The organism is Catenulispora subtropica (assembly GCF_039531675.1).
GTDB lineage: Bacteria > Actinomycetota > Actinomycetes > Streptomycetales > Catenulisporaceae > Catenulispora > Catenulispora subtropica.
In genome coordinates, this window is record NZ_BAAAQM010000018.1 from 62494 (window position 1) to 78403 (window position 15910).

Sequence of the window (15910 nt, forward strand, 5' to 3'; positions counted from 1 at the left end):
TGGCAGAGCTCTGTGGAGCTGCGCGAACTCTAGTGGACTGCGCATCAGATTCCATAGAACGCGTCACCCGGAGTAGCGGAAACGTGATCTACGTCACATCCTATCGGCGGCTGATCGAGGCCTGCTCCGCGGGGCTGCCCTCCACCGGCAGGGTCCTGGCATCATGCTCCTCACAACGCCGACGGGGATGGTGTTTCCACTGAAAGAGGGACACCGAACGGGGAACGGGGCACGACCATGGAGAACCTGAGCGACGACGATCCGCGCCATGTGGCCGGCTATGCCCTCCAGGCCAGGCTGGGCGACGGGGCGACGGGGAGCGTCTACCTGGCCCGCTCGGAGGCCGGCCGCTCGGTGGCGCTGAAGCTGGTGCGCGGCGAGCCGGCCGGGGACCCCGCCTTCCGGGCGCGGCTCCGGGCCGAGGTCGCCAGCGCCCGCCTGTACTCGTGGATGTCCACCACGCCGGTCCTGAACGCCGATCCGGACGGTGAGCCGCCGTGGGTGGCGACCGCGTTCGTGGCCGGCGTGCCGCTGTCCCGGGCCGTGGCCGAGTGCGGCCCCCTGCCCGAGCCGGTGCTGTTCGCGGTCGCCCGGGAGATCGCCGTGTCGCTGCTGATCGTGCACGGCGCCCGCATGGTCCACCGCGGGGTGGCGCCCGGCAAGATGCTGCTGGCCCCGGACCGGCTGCACTTGATGGAGCGCAGCGTCGTGGCCCGCGCGCTGGACGCTCCGGCTTCGTCCGCGTTCCTGGCCCCCGAGCAGACGCAGGCCCGCAGCGTGACCTCCGCCGCCGACCTGTTCGCGCTCGGCTCCACGCTCTACTATGCCGCCACCGGCCGTCCGCCCTTCGGGGACGGCCCCGCGGCCGAGATGGCGGGCCGGCTCGCGAAGGCCTCGCCGGTCCTGGGCTTCCTGCCGCCGGCGCTGGCCGAACTGATCGGCGGGTGCCTGGCCAAGGACCCCAACGCCCGCGCCACCGCGCGCCAGGTGCTGGACTTCATCGACCGGCGCGGCCCGGGCCCGCTGGCCGAAGGGTGGCTGCCGCCGGTGCTGATCGCCGACATCGCGGCGCAGACGGCGGCCACGGCTGCCGCCGTGTGACCTGCGGTGTGACCGGCGCGATCGCCGGCCGTGCCCACCCGCCGCGTGACGGGCACTGGCGCACTTGCCAGGGCCCTGACAGGATTCTGCGAGCTACGGTGGTGTGGGCACGGGGGAGGAACACGCGTGGAACCACTCGACGACGCCGATCCGCGCCGGGCCGGGCCGTACCTGCTGTTCGGCCGTCTGGGCTCGGGCGGCATGGGCGCGGTGTACCTGGGCCGCTCGGTCGGCGGACGCACTGTCGCGATCAAGGTGGTGCGGCCGGATCTGGCCCGTGACGGCGAGTTCCGCGACCGCTTCCGCTCGGAGGTCGCCGCGGCGCGCGCGGTCTCGGGGGCGTTCACCGCACCGGTGGTGGACGCCGACCCGGACGGCGCGATGCCGTGGATGGCCACCGCGTTCGTGCCCGGGGTGTCGCTGCACCGGGCGGTGGCGAGCCGGGGGCCGTTGCCGGAGCCCGCGCTGCGGATGCTGGCGGCCGGGATCGCCGAGGCTCTGGCCGGGATCCACGCGGCCGGGCTGATCCACCGCGACCTCAAGCCCGCGAACGTGCTGCTGGCCGCGACCGGGCCGCACGTCATCGACTTCGGCATCTCCCGGGCCGTGGAGGGCACGTCGGGGCTGACCGCGACCGGCGCGGTGATCGGCTCGCCCGGCTACATGTCGCCGGAGCAGGCCCTCGGGCACCGGCTGACCCCCGCCTCCGACGTCTTCTCCCTCGGCGCCACGCTGGTCTACGCCGCCGGCGGCCGCGGGCCGTTCGGCGAGGGCAGCCCGGCGGTGCTGCTGTACCGGGTGGCGAACACCGAGCCGGACCTCAGCGCCCTGCCGGGCTCGCTCACGGACCTGGTGACGGCCTGCGTGGCCAAGGACCCCGGCGCCCGCCCGACCCCGCGGCAGCTGGTCGAGGAGCTCGAACGGCGCGCCTCGGCGGTGGCCGCCGGGAGCTGGCTGCCGCCGGCGCTCACCGCGGACATCGTCGCCGCGGGGCAGGCGATCCACGCTCTGCCGGTTCCGGCCGCGGTGCCGGACCCGGGCGCCGCCGGTGCGGGTGCCGTGCCCGGGGACCGGAGCCGGGAGATCGGCGACGCCGCCCGATCCCTCGATCCGACCGTGCCGATGGCGGATCCGCGATCCGCCGTGTCGGATCAGGGGACCGTCGCCGGCGGCATCGCGCGCCGCAGGGTGGTGTTCGGTGCGGCGGGTGCGGCGGCCGTGGTGCTCGGCGGCGGGGCGGCGGCCTGGGCGGCGCTGGCCGGCAGCGGTTCCAGCGGTTCCAGCGGCGGACCGGGCGGCCACGGGTCGTCGTCCGGGCCCGGGGTCCAGCCCGTCTCCGGGGCGTCCTCCTCGTCGGCCGCGCCGCCGACCACCGTCCTGGACGTCGCGAAAGCGCCGAGCGCGGCGCCGGCGTGGACGCACACCGCGCCCAGCCAGGTGGCGTCGCTGGCGATCGCCGGGCAGACCGCGGTCTGCATCGGCAGCGAGGTGACCTTCCTCGGCCCGGACGGCAAGTCCCGCTTCGCCACGCTGAACTTCTCGACGCTCGGCACCGCCGCGCAGCCGACGGTGAGCGGGAGCATGGTCTACACGGTGCTGATCCCGGCGGGCAGCCTCGCCGCGGAGGTCGTGGCGATCGACACGTCCGTCGGCAAGGCCGCTTGGACTTTCGCCCCGGCCGACTCCGACGGTCTGACGGACACGGTGTGGGCGGTCGGCGACGGCGTTTATCTCAGCGGCATGGAAGGTACTGAGACCGGCGCGGACCGGCACGGCTTCGTGACCGCCCTGGACGCCAAGCGCAATCAGCTCTGGCGCGTGGCCGGCCGGGACATCGTGAACGTCCTGGTGCCGACCACCGGCACGCACTGGCTGGCGGGCAGCCAGCCGGACGACTCCACCCTCCAAGTCCAGGTCCACGACGCGGCCGCGAAGGGCGCGGCCGGATGGAAGGACACGGTGAAGACCGACGGGTTCCTGTCGTCGGGCACTACTGAGTTCGCCTACGCCTCCGGCAAGTTCTTCTATGGGAGCGACCAGCTGATCGCCGCCGACGTCCAGACCGGCGCCCACGCCTGGACCTTCAAGAGCGCCGTGGCGGACGAACGGTTCGGAGCGCCGCTCGCCTCGCCGGACGGCCGGACGGTGTACGTCGCAGGGTTCTCACACCTGTACGCCCTCGACGCCTCCAACGGCACGCCGCGCTGGATCGCCCAGCTGACCGCCTCGAACCAGTCCTTCAGCACCACCAGCCCGATGAAGACCGCCGACGGGAACGTCTATGTCGGCGACACCGGACAGAACATCTGGGCGTTGGCAGCCGACACCGGACAGGCTCGCTGGAAGTACAGCGACCCGCGGCAAGCCGGCAGCCAGCTGATGTTCGACGCCGGCGGGGGTCGGCTGTACGCGGTGGCCGGCCGCCTGGTCACGGCCGTGAACGCGGCCGGTAGGTGACCCTCCGCCGCGAATCCGCTCCGAATCGCACTATTACCGAAGTACATGGGGGCACACCATGGAAAAGCTCATACCCGGCGACCCGGAACGAGTCGGCCCGTACACGCTCCTGGGCCGGCTCGGAGCCGGCGGGATGGGAGCGGTCTACCTGGGACGGTCGGGCGCCGGCCGGACCGTCGCGGTGAAGGTGGTGATCGCGGAGCTGGCCCGCGACGACGGCTTCCGCGCGCGGTTCCGCGCCGAGGTGGCCGCGGCCCGATCGGTCCGCGGGGCCTTCACCGCGCCGGTCGTGGACGCCGACCCGGACGCCGACCCGCCGTGGATGGCCACCGCGTTCGTGCCCGGCGTGCCGCTGTCCGCGGCCGTCGCGGCGTACGGGCCCCTGCCGGAGCGCACGGTGTCCGTGCTCGCCGCCGGGATCGCCGAAGCGCTGGTGAGCGTGCACGCCGCCGGACTGGTCCACCGCGACCTGAAGCCGGGCAACGTGCTGCTGGCCGCCGACGGGCCGCACGTCATCGACTTCGGCATCGCCTCGGCCGTCGACGCCGCTGCCGCCGCCGGCCTCACCGCGACCGGGACCATCGTCGGCTCGCCCGCGTTCATGTCCCCGGAACAGGCCCTGGGCCGGCAGGTCACGCCGGCCAGCGACGTGTTCTCCCTCGGCGGCACCTTGGTCTACGCGGCCACGGGGCGCGCGCCGTTCGGCTCGGGCCCGGCGCCGGAGCAGGTGCAGCGGGTCGCGAGCGGCACGCCGGATCTGAGCGGAGTGCCCGCGGCGCTGATGGAGATGGTCGCGGCCTGCTTCGCCAAGGACCCGGCGGCGCGGGCCACGCCCCAGCAGATCATCGACTTCGTGGCGCGGACGGCGCCGCCCACCGAGGGCGGCGCGTGGTTGCCGGCGGCGGTGCTGGCCGGCGTCGACGCGGCCGCAGCGGTGATCACCACGGGTGCCGGCGGCGACGGCGATCCGAACGGGCCGACGGCGGCGCTGCCGGTGGCGACGCCGGTGTGGCCGGGGTCGGGGCCTGGCTCGGCGTCCGGTTCGGTGTCCGGTTCGGGTTCGGGGCCGGCGGACCCGTATCCGTCGACCGCCGCGACGCCCCTTCCGATGGGAGTTCCGCCGGGGTCTCCGGCGGCCCCGGGATTCCCGGCGCCCTCGGACATCCCGGCGCCTACGGTGCCTGCCGTACCTACGGTGCCGGATCCGACCCTGGCCGACCCCGGCCGTCGCAAAGTCCTGCTCGCCCTGGCCGGCGGCGCAGCGGTGGTCGTGGCCGGCGGCGGTATCGCGGCCGCCCTTTCCGGCGGCGGCAAGCACCCCTCGGCCGATCCGGGCGGGTCCGGGCCGACCTCGCCGTCGCCCTCGGGCTCCGCCACGGCGTCCGGCGCCGCCGCGACCCCGGGCGACGCCTCGTCGTCGGGGACGAGTGCCACCGACGGTGCCTCGGCTACCCCCTCCGACACAGCCTTCGAAACCCCGAGCCTGCCGGCCGAGACCACGCCGTCGACCGTGACCGGTGTCACCAAGCCCTGGGTCCCGCCGGGCCCGCTCCCGGCGCCGGCCGGGAAACCGGGCGTCCTGGACGGTCCGGCCGCCCAGCCGCTGTGGACCCAGCCAGTCGACGGCTCAGACAGAGTCAACACCATGGCGTACGCGAACGGCTTGGCGATCCTCGGCAAGGTCGACACGGGAATCGTCGCCGTGGACCGCGCGGGCAAACAGGTGTGGCAGAACAAGGACCTGATCGGCGGGGCCGGGGCGGGGCTGGGCGCCACCGCCGACGGCCTGGTCTTCCTGGTGGTGGGGGGAGAAGACACCATCTCGAACATCGCGGCGCTGGACACCACGACCGGCAAAACCAAGTGGAATGTGCCGCTGCCGGACAAGAAATGGCTGGCCCCGTCGATCCGTGGGGTCCTCGGCTCGGCGGTGTTCGTGGTCGGCAGCGCCGACATGGGGAAAAACGCGGACTTCGTGTGGGCCCTGGACCGGGCCACCGGCAAGACCCTGTGGTCCCAGACCGGCCCGGAGTACAAGAATCTGCTGATCCCGAGCATCGGCACCCAGGTGATGGTCGTGGGCGGGGCCGCGGACAACCCGGACTTCACCGTCTACACCCTCGCGCTCAAGGACGGTTCCCAAGTGTGGAAGCACCACACCGAGAACGGCAGCGACTACGAGGTTGATCACCCGGAACAGGTCTGCTACGCCGCCGACCGCTATGTGTTCATGCAGAATTCGATGACTCCCAGCTTCTTCGGCGTCTACCCCACCAGTGGCGAGTTGGCCTGGGAGGTGCACCTGCCGAAAAGCGGGGGCGTGCCCGACACGCTGCTGGCCGTCCTCACCGGGCCGGGCGGCGACATCGTGCTGGGGCTGGGCCGCCACGGGATGTACGCGGCGGACGCCAAGACCCAGAAGATGCTGTGGGCGGTCCTGCCGCCGACGGGGACCGGCAACACCTTCGACAATTTCGGCGCCCTGCCGTTGCAGACCGCGGACGGCCACGCGTACGGGATGACCAGCAACGGGACGCTCTACGCCGTCGACATCGCCACCGGCAGGGTGCGCTGGAAATACGACGACCCGAGTTTCTCCAACGGGCTGGACGCGTGCTGGCTCGCGGTGCCCGGCGGCGTCCTGACCAGCACCCAGACCACGATGACGGCGCTCCCGGTGGCCGGGACGTGACCGCCGTCACGCCGCCGGTGCGACCAGCGCCACACAGGGCCGCGCACTGAGGGTGAGCGGGAGGATTCCCGACCCCGTACCATGGGTAGGTATCCCCTTCTGCCAAGGAGCGCTCCCGCATGCCCACACGCGACAACATCCGGAACGTGGCGATCGTCGCGCACGTCGACCACGGCAAGACGACGCTGGTCGACGCGATGCTGTGGCAGTCGGGCGCGTTCGGCGAGCACCAGCACGTCGACGAGCGCGCCATGGACTCCAACGACCTGGAACGTGAGAAGGGCATCACGATCCTCGCCAAGAACACCGCGGTGCACTACCGCGGCCCCGAGGGCGAGGACGTGGTGATCAACATCATCGACACCCCCGGGCACGCCGACTTCGGCGGCGAGGTGGAGCGCGGCCTGTCCATGGTCGACGGCGTGGTGCTGCTGGTGGACGCCTCCGAGGGCCCGCTGCCGCAGACCCGGTTCGTGCTGCGCAAGGCGCTGGCCGCGAAGATGCCGGTGATCCTGGTCATCAACAAGGTGGACCGCCCCGACTCGCGCATCGCCGAGGTGGTGGACGAGACCTACGAGCTGTTCATGGACCTGGACGCCACCGAGGAGCAGATCGAGTTCCCGATCGTCTACGCCATCGCCCGCGACGGCAAGGCCTCGCTGACCCGGCCCGTGCCCGGCTCCTCCGGCAACGGCCAGGGCGGCGAGCTGGACTCGGACAACCTGCTGCCGCTGTTCAAGACCATCCTGGAGACCATCCCGGCGCCGGCCTACACCGAGGGTGCGCCGCTGCAGGCGCACGTCACCAACCTGGACGCGTCCAACTTCCTGGGCCGCATCGCGCTGTGCCGGGTGCACCAGGGCGAGATCCGCAAGGGCCAGCAGGTGGCCTGGTGCCGGCACGACGGCACGATCGAGAAGGTCAAGATCACCGAGCTGCTGATGACCGAGGCGCTGGAGCGCAAGCCGGCCGAGCAGGCCGGCCCCGGCGACATCATCGCGATCGCCGGCATCCCGGAGATCATGATCGGCGACACCCTGGCCGACCCCGAGGACCCGCGCCCGCTCCCGCTGATCACCGTGGACGAGCCGGCCATCTCGATGACCATCGGCACCAACACCTCGCCGCTGGTGGGCCGGGGCCCGACCAAGGGCACCAAGGTGACCGCGCGCCTGGTGAAGGACCGCCTGGACCGCGAACTTGTCGGCAACGTCTCGCTGCGGGTGCTGCCCACCGAGCGCCCGGACGCCTGGGAGGTGCAGGGCCGCGGCGAGCTGGCGCTGGCCATCCTGGTGGAGACCATGCGCCGGGAGGGCTTCGAGCTGACCGTCGGCAAGCCGCAGGTGGTCACCAAGACCATCGACGGCAAGCTGAACGAGCCGGTCGAGCGCCTCACCATCGACGCCCCCGAGGAGTTCCTGGGCGCGGTGACGCAGCTGATCCAGGGCAACCGCAAGGGCCGCATGGAGACCATGACGAACCACGGCACCGGCTGGGTCCGCATGGAGTTCGTCGTCCCCTCCCGCGGCCTGATCGGCTTCCGCACCGAGTTCCTGACCCTGACCCGCGGCACCGGCATCGCGCACGCGGTGTTCGAGGGCTACGAGCCCTGGTACGGCGAGCTGCGCACCCGCACCTCGGGCTCGCTGGTGGCGGACCGCGCCGGCAACGCCACGCCGTTCGCGATGATGAACCTCCAGGAGCGCGGCACGATGTTCGTGCAGCCCACCACCGAGGTCTACGAGGGAATGATCATCGGTGAGAACTCGCGTTCCGACGACATGGACGTGAACATCACCAAGGAGAAGAAGCTCACGAACATGCGCTCGTCCACCTCGGACGTGACGGAGACGCTGATCCCGCCGCGGCAGCTGTCGCTGGAGCAGGCGCTGGAGTTCATCCGCGAGGACGAGTGCGTGGAGGTCACGCCGGACACCGTGCGGATCCGCAAGGTGGAGCTGAGCGCGCAGATCCGCGGGCGTTCGCGGGGCAGCGCGGCGAAGGCGAAGGGCTGAGCGCCCGGGCTCTCGGGATGTGAACGGCGGAAGGGCCGCCGCGGGAAGTCTCCGCGGCGCCCCTTCCGCCTGTTCCGCTGGCCGGTGCCGGTGCCGGTGCCGGTGTCGGTGTCGGTGCCGGCGCGGCTCCGCCTGGTCAGCCTCCGACCGGGCTCGACGGGCCGCTCATGAACGGCTTCGCCTGCAGCGTGCCCTTCTCGCACACGGTCGTCGGATCGGGGAGCGTCACCTTCGCCCACGCCGAGTCGCCCGGCAACTGGGCCAGCGCGTGCACGGTCTCCGGTTCGCAGTTGCCGGTGGTGGGCTCGCCTGGGCCGGGGACGTTCGGGGAGTAGCGGATCTCCGAGTGGATCCAGCCGCCGGGCGCGACGGTCAGCGTGGTGACCGCGGCCGGGAAGTGGACCACGTTGGTCGGGAGCGGGTGCTCGTCGGAGGCGAGCATCGAGATCGCCGGGTAGCCGGCGACGGTGCAGGAGTGCGTCGAGGTGTTCTGGAGGGCGATGTCGGCGGCGACGTGGCCCGCGCCGTTACCGCCCTCGACCAGCTTCCAGGTGCCGGAGGGCATCTCGGTGGCCGTGCACTTGGTGCCCGCCGCGTGGGTCGGGGCGGCGCCGGGGGAGGAGGCGGGGGCGCTCGAGGTCGTGCTGCCGGGGTTGGCGGGCGTGGAGGACGTCGGCGAGCCCGGGGTGCCGGTGGCGCCCGCTGTGCCGGTCGTGTCGGAGGCGCTGGTGCTGCCGACGGACGTCGTCGAACCCTGCGATCCGGGCGCGTTCTTGCTCGCAGCGCTCGAACACCCGGCCGCCAAGGCGACGGCTGCGAGGGCTCCGGCTACGGTCAATGCGGAAATACGGTTCATGCGACCCACCTTCCCGGGTGATGACGTCAGGTAGACGCGCGGTCACCCGGACAGGTTGAACCGCCGTCAGAACCGCCACAAGCGGATGGTGTGGTCCTCCGAGCCGCTGGCGAGCAGTCGGCCGTCCGGGCTGAACGCCACGCCGTAGGTGTAGCCCTTATGCCCCGTGAGCGGATCGAAAACGTGGGGCGCGGCGGGCGTGGTGACGTCGGCCAGGAGGATCTGCGCGCTCTTGCCAGTGCCGTTGGCGACCGTGTCGCCGTCCGGGCTGAAGGCGACGCCGGTGACTTCTTCATCCTCGCCGAGGTTCTTCACCACGACCGGATTCATCAGGTCCGACGTGTCGAACAGGATCAGCGAGTGATCGGCCGAACCGACGGCCAGCAGGGGTTTGGAGGGGTGGAACGCGAGATCGAAGACGCGGTCCTTGTGGGCGGTGGACGAGCCGAGCGGCTTGGCCGCGGAAGGGGTGCTCACGTCCCACAACCGCACCGACTTGTCGAACGAGCCCGTCGCCAGCGTGGCCCCGTCGGGACTGTAGGCGACGCCGTACACCAGGCCGGTGTGCCCGGACAGCGTGTACTGGCCCTTCGGATCCGTCGGCCGGCTCAGGTCGATCAGCCGCGTGGTACCTCCCCACGTCCCGACGGCCAGGTACCCGCCATCGGGGCTGAAGGCGACCCCGTTCAGCTTGTTGCCGAGGTTCACCTGCGCGGAGACCTGCGGCGCGCTCGGATCCCGGATGTCCCACAGCACCACGGTCTGGTCCATCGAACTCGTCGCCAGCGTGTGGCCGTCCGGGCTGATCGCGACGTTCCACACCTGGTCGGTGTGCTTCTTGCAGGTCCCGAGCAGCCGCGGCTTCGTCGGATCGGAGACGTCCCACAACTTGGCGGTGTGGTCGAAGGAGCAACTGGCGAGCAGCTGACTGTCCGCACGGAAGACGACGTGGGGGACGTCGTCGCCATGGCCGGTGAGCGAGGAGACGGGCGTGGGGTTGTGCGGCGCCGAAGATGTACTGCTGCTGGCACCCGACGCGCTGGAGCTCGGACTGGCGGCGGCGGAGCTGGAGCCGCCAGCGCTGGAGCTGGGAGCGCTCGCCTTGTCGGAAGCGGAAGCCGAACCGCTGGGCGGCGGCGCGGAGGAGGAGTTGCCGGAGACCTGACTGAATCCGACGCTGTTGTTCTTGTCGGACGACTTCCCCCCGAGAGCCAGCCACGCCCCGACGCCCGCGCCGCTGACCGCCACGGCGGTCGCCCCCGCGATGAACCAGCGCCGCGAGTGGGGCGCCTCGGCCGGCGGACCGGCGGTCGCGGAGACAGGTGGCCCCGGAGGGCGGCCCCCGCTCTCGCCGGGGTAGTGACGGACCTGGGTGACCTGGGTGTCCTGGCCGGGCATCCAGAAGTCGGTGTCGCGGCTGGCCGGGCCACCAGAGGGGGCGCCAGAGGTCGGGGAGCCGGCCTGAGCGACGGGCGATCCGGAGAAGGCACCGGCGGCGGTCGAGCCCGTTTGACCCGGAGCGGGCTGGCCGGGCTGGCCGATGGGTTGCCCGGCGCCGGTCGACCCGGTGGCGCCGACCGGCTGCCCGGTGGAAGCCGCTCCCGTTTGCCCGGCGGCGCTCGAACCGGTGGCGCCGACCGGCTGCCCTGCAGAAGCGGGTCCGGTTCGCCCAGTCGGTTGCCCCGTGGGCGTCGCGCCGGTCTGGCCGACGGGCGTCTGTCCGGTCGGCTGCCCGGGCACGGTCTGTCCCGTCGCGGGCGGCCCGACCAGAGTCCCGCTCGGCCCGGCACCCGCCCCCGCCGCCATCCCCGCCGCCATCCCCGCCGCCCCAGCCCCAGCCGCCGCGGCAGCGCCGCCGCCACCCGGAGCCTGTTCCGCCTTCTCCTCCGCCGTCAGCAGCCGCCGGATCCGGTCGCCCACGGACTGCGCGTCGGCCGGACGTACGTCCGGGTCCTTCGCCATCAGCTCCAGCGCCAGGCCGTCGACGCCGGGCGGGATGCCGATGCGGTACCGGCTCGGCGGTTCGGCCTGCTTGTTCACGTGCTGGTACGCCAGGCCCACCGGGGAGTCGGCTTCGAACGGCGCGCGGCCCGTCAGGGTGTAGAAGAGCAGACAGCCCAGGGAGTACAGGTCCGACCGGGCATCGACGCGGTGGCCCTGCGCCTGCTCCGGGGACATGTACTCCGCGCTGCCGATCACCATGCCGGCGGCGGTGAGGCCGGTGCGGGTCTGCTGGTGCTCCATGAAGCGGGCTATGCCGAAGTCGAGGACCTTCACGGCGCCGGAGTCGGTCACCATCACGTTGCTCGGCTTGATGTCGCGGTGGACGATGTTGGCGGCGTGGGCGATCGTCAGGGCTTCGCAGACCTGGAGGGTCCAGGTGAGGGCGGTCCGGGGGGACGGGGGCCCGTCGGCGCGGACGCGTTCGGCGATGGTGCGGCCGGCGACCAGTTCCATCACCAGGTACGGCACCGTCTCGCCGCCGTACTCGTCGTGGCCGTAGTCGTGCACGGTGACGATGGACGGGCCCGAGACGTTGCCGGCGATGCGGGCCTCGCGGTCGAAGCGGGCCAGGGCCTCGTCGCTGAGGCCGCCGCGGGTCACGATCTTCACCGCCACCTCGCGGCCGATGCGGGTGTCGTGGGCGCGCCAGACCTCGCCCATGCCGCCCCGGCCCAGCAACGTGCGCAAGCGGTAGCGGCCGTCGAGTACGCCGTCTGCCATGGGTGCCCCCAGCCTCTGTTCCACCCGCCCGGTGGGTATCAGCGCCAGGCTACCGACGGCGCAGACGCGCCGCACCAGTCGTTATCGAGCCGGTGCGGCGCATCGGGGTTTACCCCGCGAGGGCTAGGCGGAGATCACTCCGCGACTACCCCAGCGTCCGCTTCAGGAAGTCCACCTGCAGCAGCATCAGGTTCTCCGCCACCACTTCCTGCGGCGTCATGTGCGTGACCCCCGACAGCGGCAGCATCTCGTGCGGCCGCCCCGCCGCCAGCAGGGCGGACGACAGCCGCAGCGTGTGCGCGGCCACTACGTTGTCGTCGGCCAGCCCGTGGATCACCATCATCGGCCGGTGCTGCGGCGCCCAGTCGCTGGGCTCGGTCCCGACCACGATCGAGTTCCGCCGGTACACCTCCTCCTCGAAGTCGGGGTGCCCCAGGTAGCGCTCGGTGTAGCAGGTGTCGTACAGGCGCCAGTCGGTCACCGGCGCGCCGACCACCGCGGCGTGGAACACGTCCGGGCGGCGCAGCGCGGCCAGCGCCGACAGGTAGCCGCCGTAGGACCAGCCCCGGATCGCCACCCGCGACAGGTCCAGGTCGGCGTTCTCGGCGGCGGCCGCTTGCAGCGCGTCGACCTGGTCCTGCAGCGTCGGCCCGGCGAAGTCGTGGTGGATCGCGCGGTCCCACTCCGGGCCCCGGCCCGGGGTGCCGCGGCCGTCCACCACCAGCACCGCGAAGCCCTGGTCGGCCAGCCACTGCGAGGCCAGGTGGCTGTTGTGGGCGGCCAGTGCGCGCTGCGCGTGCGGGCCGCCATACGGGTCCAGCAGCACCGGCAGCTTCGTGCCCGCCACGTGCCCGTTCGGCAGCACCAGCACGCCGCGCAGCGCCCGCCCTCCGAGCCGCACCATCGTCGCGTTCAGCTTCAGCTCCGGCACGTCGGCGACGTTGCGCACCGTGCACAGGTCCTTCAGGTCGCCGTCCTCGTCCAGCCGCACCACCCGGGACACGGTGCCGGGCTCGGCGAACACCACCGAGCTGACCACCGCCAGGTCGGCCCCGAACACCGCGGAGTGCACGCCGAACGTCTCAGTGAGCTGACGCACCACGCCGTCCCGGGAGGCCAGGAACACGTGCACCTCGGCCGGGTCGTCGGCGGAGGCGGTGAACTGCACGCCGTGCTCGCCCACCGACAGCACCGCGCGGACCTGCAGCTCCGGCGGCGTCAGCGGCTCGCCGTCGAGCAGGAGCCGGTTCGCGCCCTCGCGCGCGCCGATCGTGACCAGCGACGCCGAGTACTCCACGTCGCCGTCGTCCGGTCCCGAGATCCACGCCGGAACGCCCGGGAAGATGTCCACCCACCGCGGGTCCGACTCCTCGCTGTGCATGGTGACCATGCCGCTGTCCGGGTCGAGCAGCGCGTAGGTGACGCGCGTCTGCTCGCGGTTCATCAGCCCCAGCACCGGATCCCCGGCGGACGACCAGTGGACCGCCGTCAGGTACGGCGACGCGGCCTCCCAGTGCACGTCCTGCCGCGAGCCGTCCAGCCCCAGCACCACGCCCGAGACCTTCGCGTTGTCCGTCCCCGCCGCCGGGTACCGCACCTCCGCCGGCGTCCGGCCGGGGTTCGCCGGGTCGGCGATGTACCAGCTCTGGATCGGCGCCGAGTCGGCCCGCTCGGCGAACAGCCGGTCCCCCTCCGGCGCCCACCAGTAGCCGCGGAACCGGTCCATCTCCTCGGCGGCGATGAACTCGGCCAGCCCGTAGGTGACGGTGTCCGACTCCGGCTCGGCCAGAGCGCGGTCGTCGCCGCCGTCCACCCCGACGACGCGCATCGCGCCCCCGGCCACATAAGCCACGTGGGTCCCCGCCGGGTTCGGGCGCGGGTCGGCCACCCCGGCCGGGACGGGCAGCTCGCGCACCGCCGGCGCGGTCCCGCCGGTCAGGTCGGCCACGAACAGCCGGCCGGACAGCGCGAACGCCGCGGTCCGCACCTCGGTGTCGACGGCGAAGCCGACGATGCCCGCCGCGCCCTGCCGCGACCGCTCCCGCCGCGCCTTCTCCTCGTCGGTCAGCTCCTCGCCGGCCCCGCCGAGCAGCGCGACCGGGTCCGCGACGAGCCGCTCCTCGCCGGTGGCCGGGTCCAGCACCCACAGGCACGTCGCGGTGTCCGTGCCGTGCTTGCCGCGCAGGAACGCGATGCGGGAGCCGTCCGGGGCGATGCTGAACGCGCGCGGCACGCCGAGGGTGAAGCGCTGGGTGCGGGCCGAGTGCCGCGGGAACGAGGGGGTGTCTGCCATGCCAGTCATGCTATGCGTATCGCCCCTTACCGGGCTGTTCCAGGAGCGGCGGGGGAGGAGTGCGTACCCTTGACGTCATGAGCGCGAACCCCACTGCACCGTCGGAGGCGTCCCCGCCGCCCGCGACCCCCACCGCGGCCCGGCGCCTGCTGCTGGTCCACGCCCACCCGGACGACGAGGTCATCGGCACCGGCGCCACGATGGCCGCCTACGCCGCCGAGGGCGCGCACGTCACCGTGGTCACCTGTACCGCGGGCGAGGAGGGCGAGATCCTGGTGCCGGAGCTGGCGCACCTGGCCGCCGACCGCGAGGACCGGCTGGCCGACGTGCGGGTGGTCGAGCTGGCCAACGCGATGACCGCGCTCGGGGTGGACGACCACCGGTTCCTCGGCGGCGTCGGCCGGTACCGGGACTCCGGGATGATGGGCACGCCGGCCAACGACAAGCCGCGCGCCTTCTGGAACGCCGACCTCGACGAGGCCGCCGCGCACCTGGTGGCGGTGGTGCGCGAGATCCGGCCGCAGGTGCTGGTCACTTACGACGAGAACGGCGGTTACGGCCACCCCGACCACATCCAGGCGCACCGCGTGGCGATGCGCGCCGCGGAGCTCGCCGCCGACCCCGCCCACGCGCCGGAGCTCGGCGCCGCCTGGGAGATCGCGAAGATCTACTGGACCGCGGTGCCCAAGCGCGTGCTGGCCGAGGGCATCCGGATGATGAAGGAGGCCGGTGACACCAGTGGCTTCCTGGCCGTGGACTCCGTCGACGACCTGCCCTTCGGCACCGACGACGCGCTGGTGACGACGTGCATCGACGGCAGCGCCCACACCGAGAACAAGCGCGAGGGGATGCGGGCCTACCCGACGCAGATCTCCATGGAGGAGGGCTTCTTCGCGCTGTCGAACGCCATCGGCATGGAGTTCATGGCGCACGAGTACTTCCAGATCGTGAAGGGTGACGCCGAGCGGTCCGACAGCGAACTCGAGAAGGACCTGTTCGCCGGTCTCGAGACCGGGCAGGGCTGATCGGGGCGATGGACGTGTCGGGTGTCGTGGAGGCCTGGGTCGGCGGGATCATCGTGCTCGCCGGCCTGGTCGGTGCGGTCGGACTGGTCTTGGCCGGACGGTTCGGCGTCGGCGGGGACGGGCCTGGAGCCGGCGGTTCCGGCGGTTCCGGCGGTTCCGGCGGTGCCGACGGTTCCGGCGGTGCCGACGGTCCCGGCGGTCCGGGCCGTGTGCTCCTGCTCTGCGGGCTCGGCGGGGCGGGCCTGATCGTCGGCCTGATCGGCACGATGGTCCAGGGCTACACCGTCCGCATCGGCGGGTCCGGGCCGAAGCTGCTGGACGCCGGGGACCCGCTTTCCGGCACCGGCGGCTCGGCGGGCTTCGCGTTCCCGCTGGGCGCCGTGATCGGCCTCGCGCTGTTCGCCGCACTGCTGCTGGTCGCGGGGAAGGTGCTGCGCCGGCCGCGGGCGGTGGGCGCCGCGGCGGGCGGCTGGCTGGCCGTGGTGGGGCTGCTGATGTTCGGCGCCGGCAACGCCGGGGACGTGATCCTCGCGAACGACACCGCGGCCCAGATCTTCGTCTACGGCGGATTGGTCGTCGCCTTCGGCGTCGGCGTGGTCGTCTACCAGTGGCAGCTGACCGACCGGATCGCCCGCGCCGCGGCGAACCGGCCGGTGGACCGGGTGCGCTGATCTCCGTCCCCTGATCCGGGGACGGCACCGGAACTCAAGCGGAACACACCTCGCTCGATCGGGTGAAGCCTGCCCG

Annotated in this window: 9 protein-coding genes; 6 read left to right on the top strand and 3 right to left on the bottom strand. The window is 72.8% G+C overall.

Annotation, left to right across the window (positions count from 1 at the left end; all coding sequences use genetic code 11):
- The first annotated feature begins 237 nt into the window (after nucleotides 1-237).
- From ABD466_RS17425 to typA, 4 genes are all read left to right on the top strand, one after another.
- Complete coding sequence (locus ABD466_RS17425; protein WP_344658116.1) at nucleotides 238-1101, top strand: serine/threonine-protein kinase; 864 nt, start codon at nucleotides 238-240, stop codon at nucleotides 1099-1101.
- A 126-nt stretch (nucleotides 1102-1227) separates the two neighbouring features.
- A complete protein-coding gene (locus tag ABD466_RS17430) occupies nucleotides 1228-3558 on the top strand; it encodes a protein kinase domain-containing protein (protein WP_344658117.1) in 2331 nt (776 codons plus the stop codon).
- Nucleotides 3559-3616: 58 nt separating this feature from the next.
- On the top strand, nucleotides 3617-6250 hold the full coding sequence (locus tag ABD466_RS17435) for a protein kinase domain-containing protein (protein ID WP_344658118.1): 2634 nt from the start codon (nucleotides 3617-3619) through the stop codon (nucleotides 6248-6250).
- A 119-nt stretch (nucleotides 6251-6369) separates the two neighbouring features.
- Complete coding sequence (typA, locus tag ABD466_RS17440; protein WP_344658119.1) at nucleotides 6370-8265, top strand: translational GTPase TypA; 1896 nt, start codon at nucleotides 6370-6372, stop codon at nucleotides 8263-8265.
- A gap of 136 nt (nucleotides 8266-8401) precedes the next feature.
- Here the strand turns inward: typA and ABD466_RS17445 are convergent, their stop codons facing one another.
- From ABD466_RS17445 to ABD466_RS17455, 3 genes are all read right to left on the bottom strand, one after another.
- The gene (locus tag ABD466_RS17445) at nucleotides 8402-9121 is read right to left on the bottom strand and encodes a DUF4232 domain-containing protein (protein WP_344658120.1); all 720 of its coding nucleotides are present in this window, start codon (nucleotides 9119-9121) and stop codon (nucleotides 8402-8404) included.
- Nucleotides 9122-9187: 66 nt separating this feature from the next.
- Nucleotides 9188-11845 (bottom strand): protein kinase domain-containing protein, encoded by a 2658-nt coding sequence (locus ABD466_RS17450; protein ID WP_344658121.1) that lies wholly within the window; start codon nucleotides 11843-11845, stop codon nucleotides 9188-9190.
- A 145-nt stretch (nucleotides 11846-11990) separates the two neighbouring features.
- Nucleotides 11991-14147, bottom strand: coding sequence for a prolyl oligopeptidase family serine peptidase (locus ABD466_RS17455; RefSeq protein WP_344658122.1), 2157 nt, complete (start codon nucleotides 14145-14147; stop codon nucleotides 11991-11993).
- A gap of 68 nt (nucleotides 14148-14215) precedes the next feature.
- Here ABD466_RS17455 and mshB point away from each other — a divergent pair, with 68 nt between their 5' ends.
- Nucleotides 14216-15163: an N-acetyl-1-D-myo-inositol-2-amino-2-deoxy-alpha-D-glucopyranoside deacetylase gene (gene mshB / locus ABD466_RS17460; protein ID WP_344658123.1), complete on the top strand. Its 948-nt coding sequence runs from the start codon at nucleotides 14216-14218 to the stop codon at nucleotides 15161-15163.
- 8 nt (nucleotides 15164-15171) lie between these two features.
- The gene (locus ABD466_RS17465; RefSeq protein ID WP_344658124.1) at nucleotides 15172-15834 is read left to right on the top strand and encodes a hypothetical protein; all 663 of its coding nucleotides are present in this window, start codon (nucleotides 15172-15174) and stop codon (nucleotides 15832-15834) included.
- Nucleotides 15835-15910 lie beyond the last annotated feature (76 nt).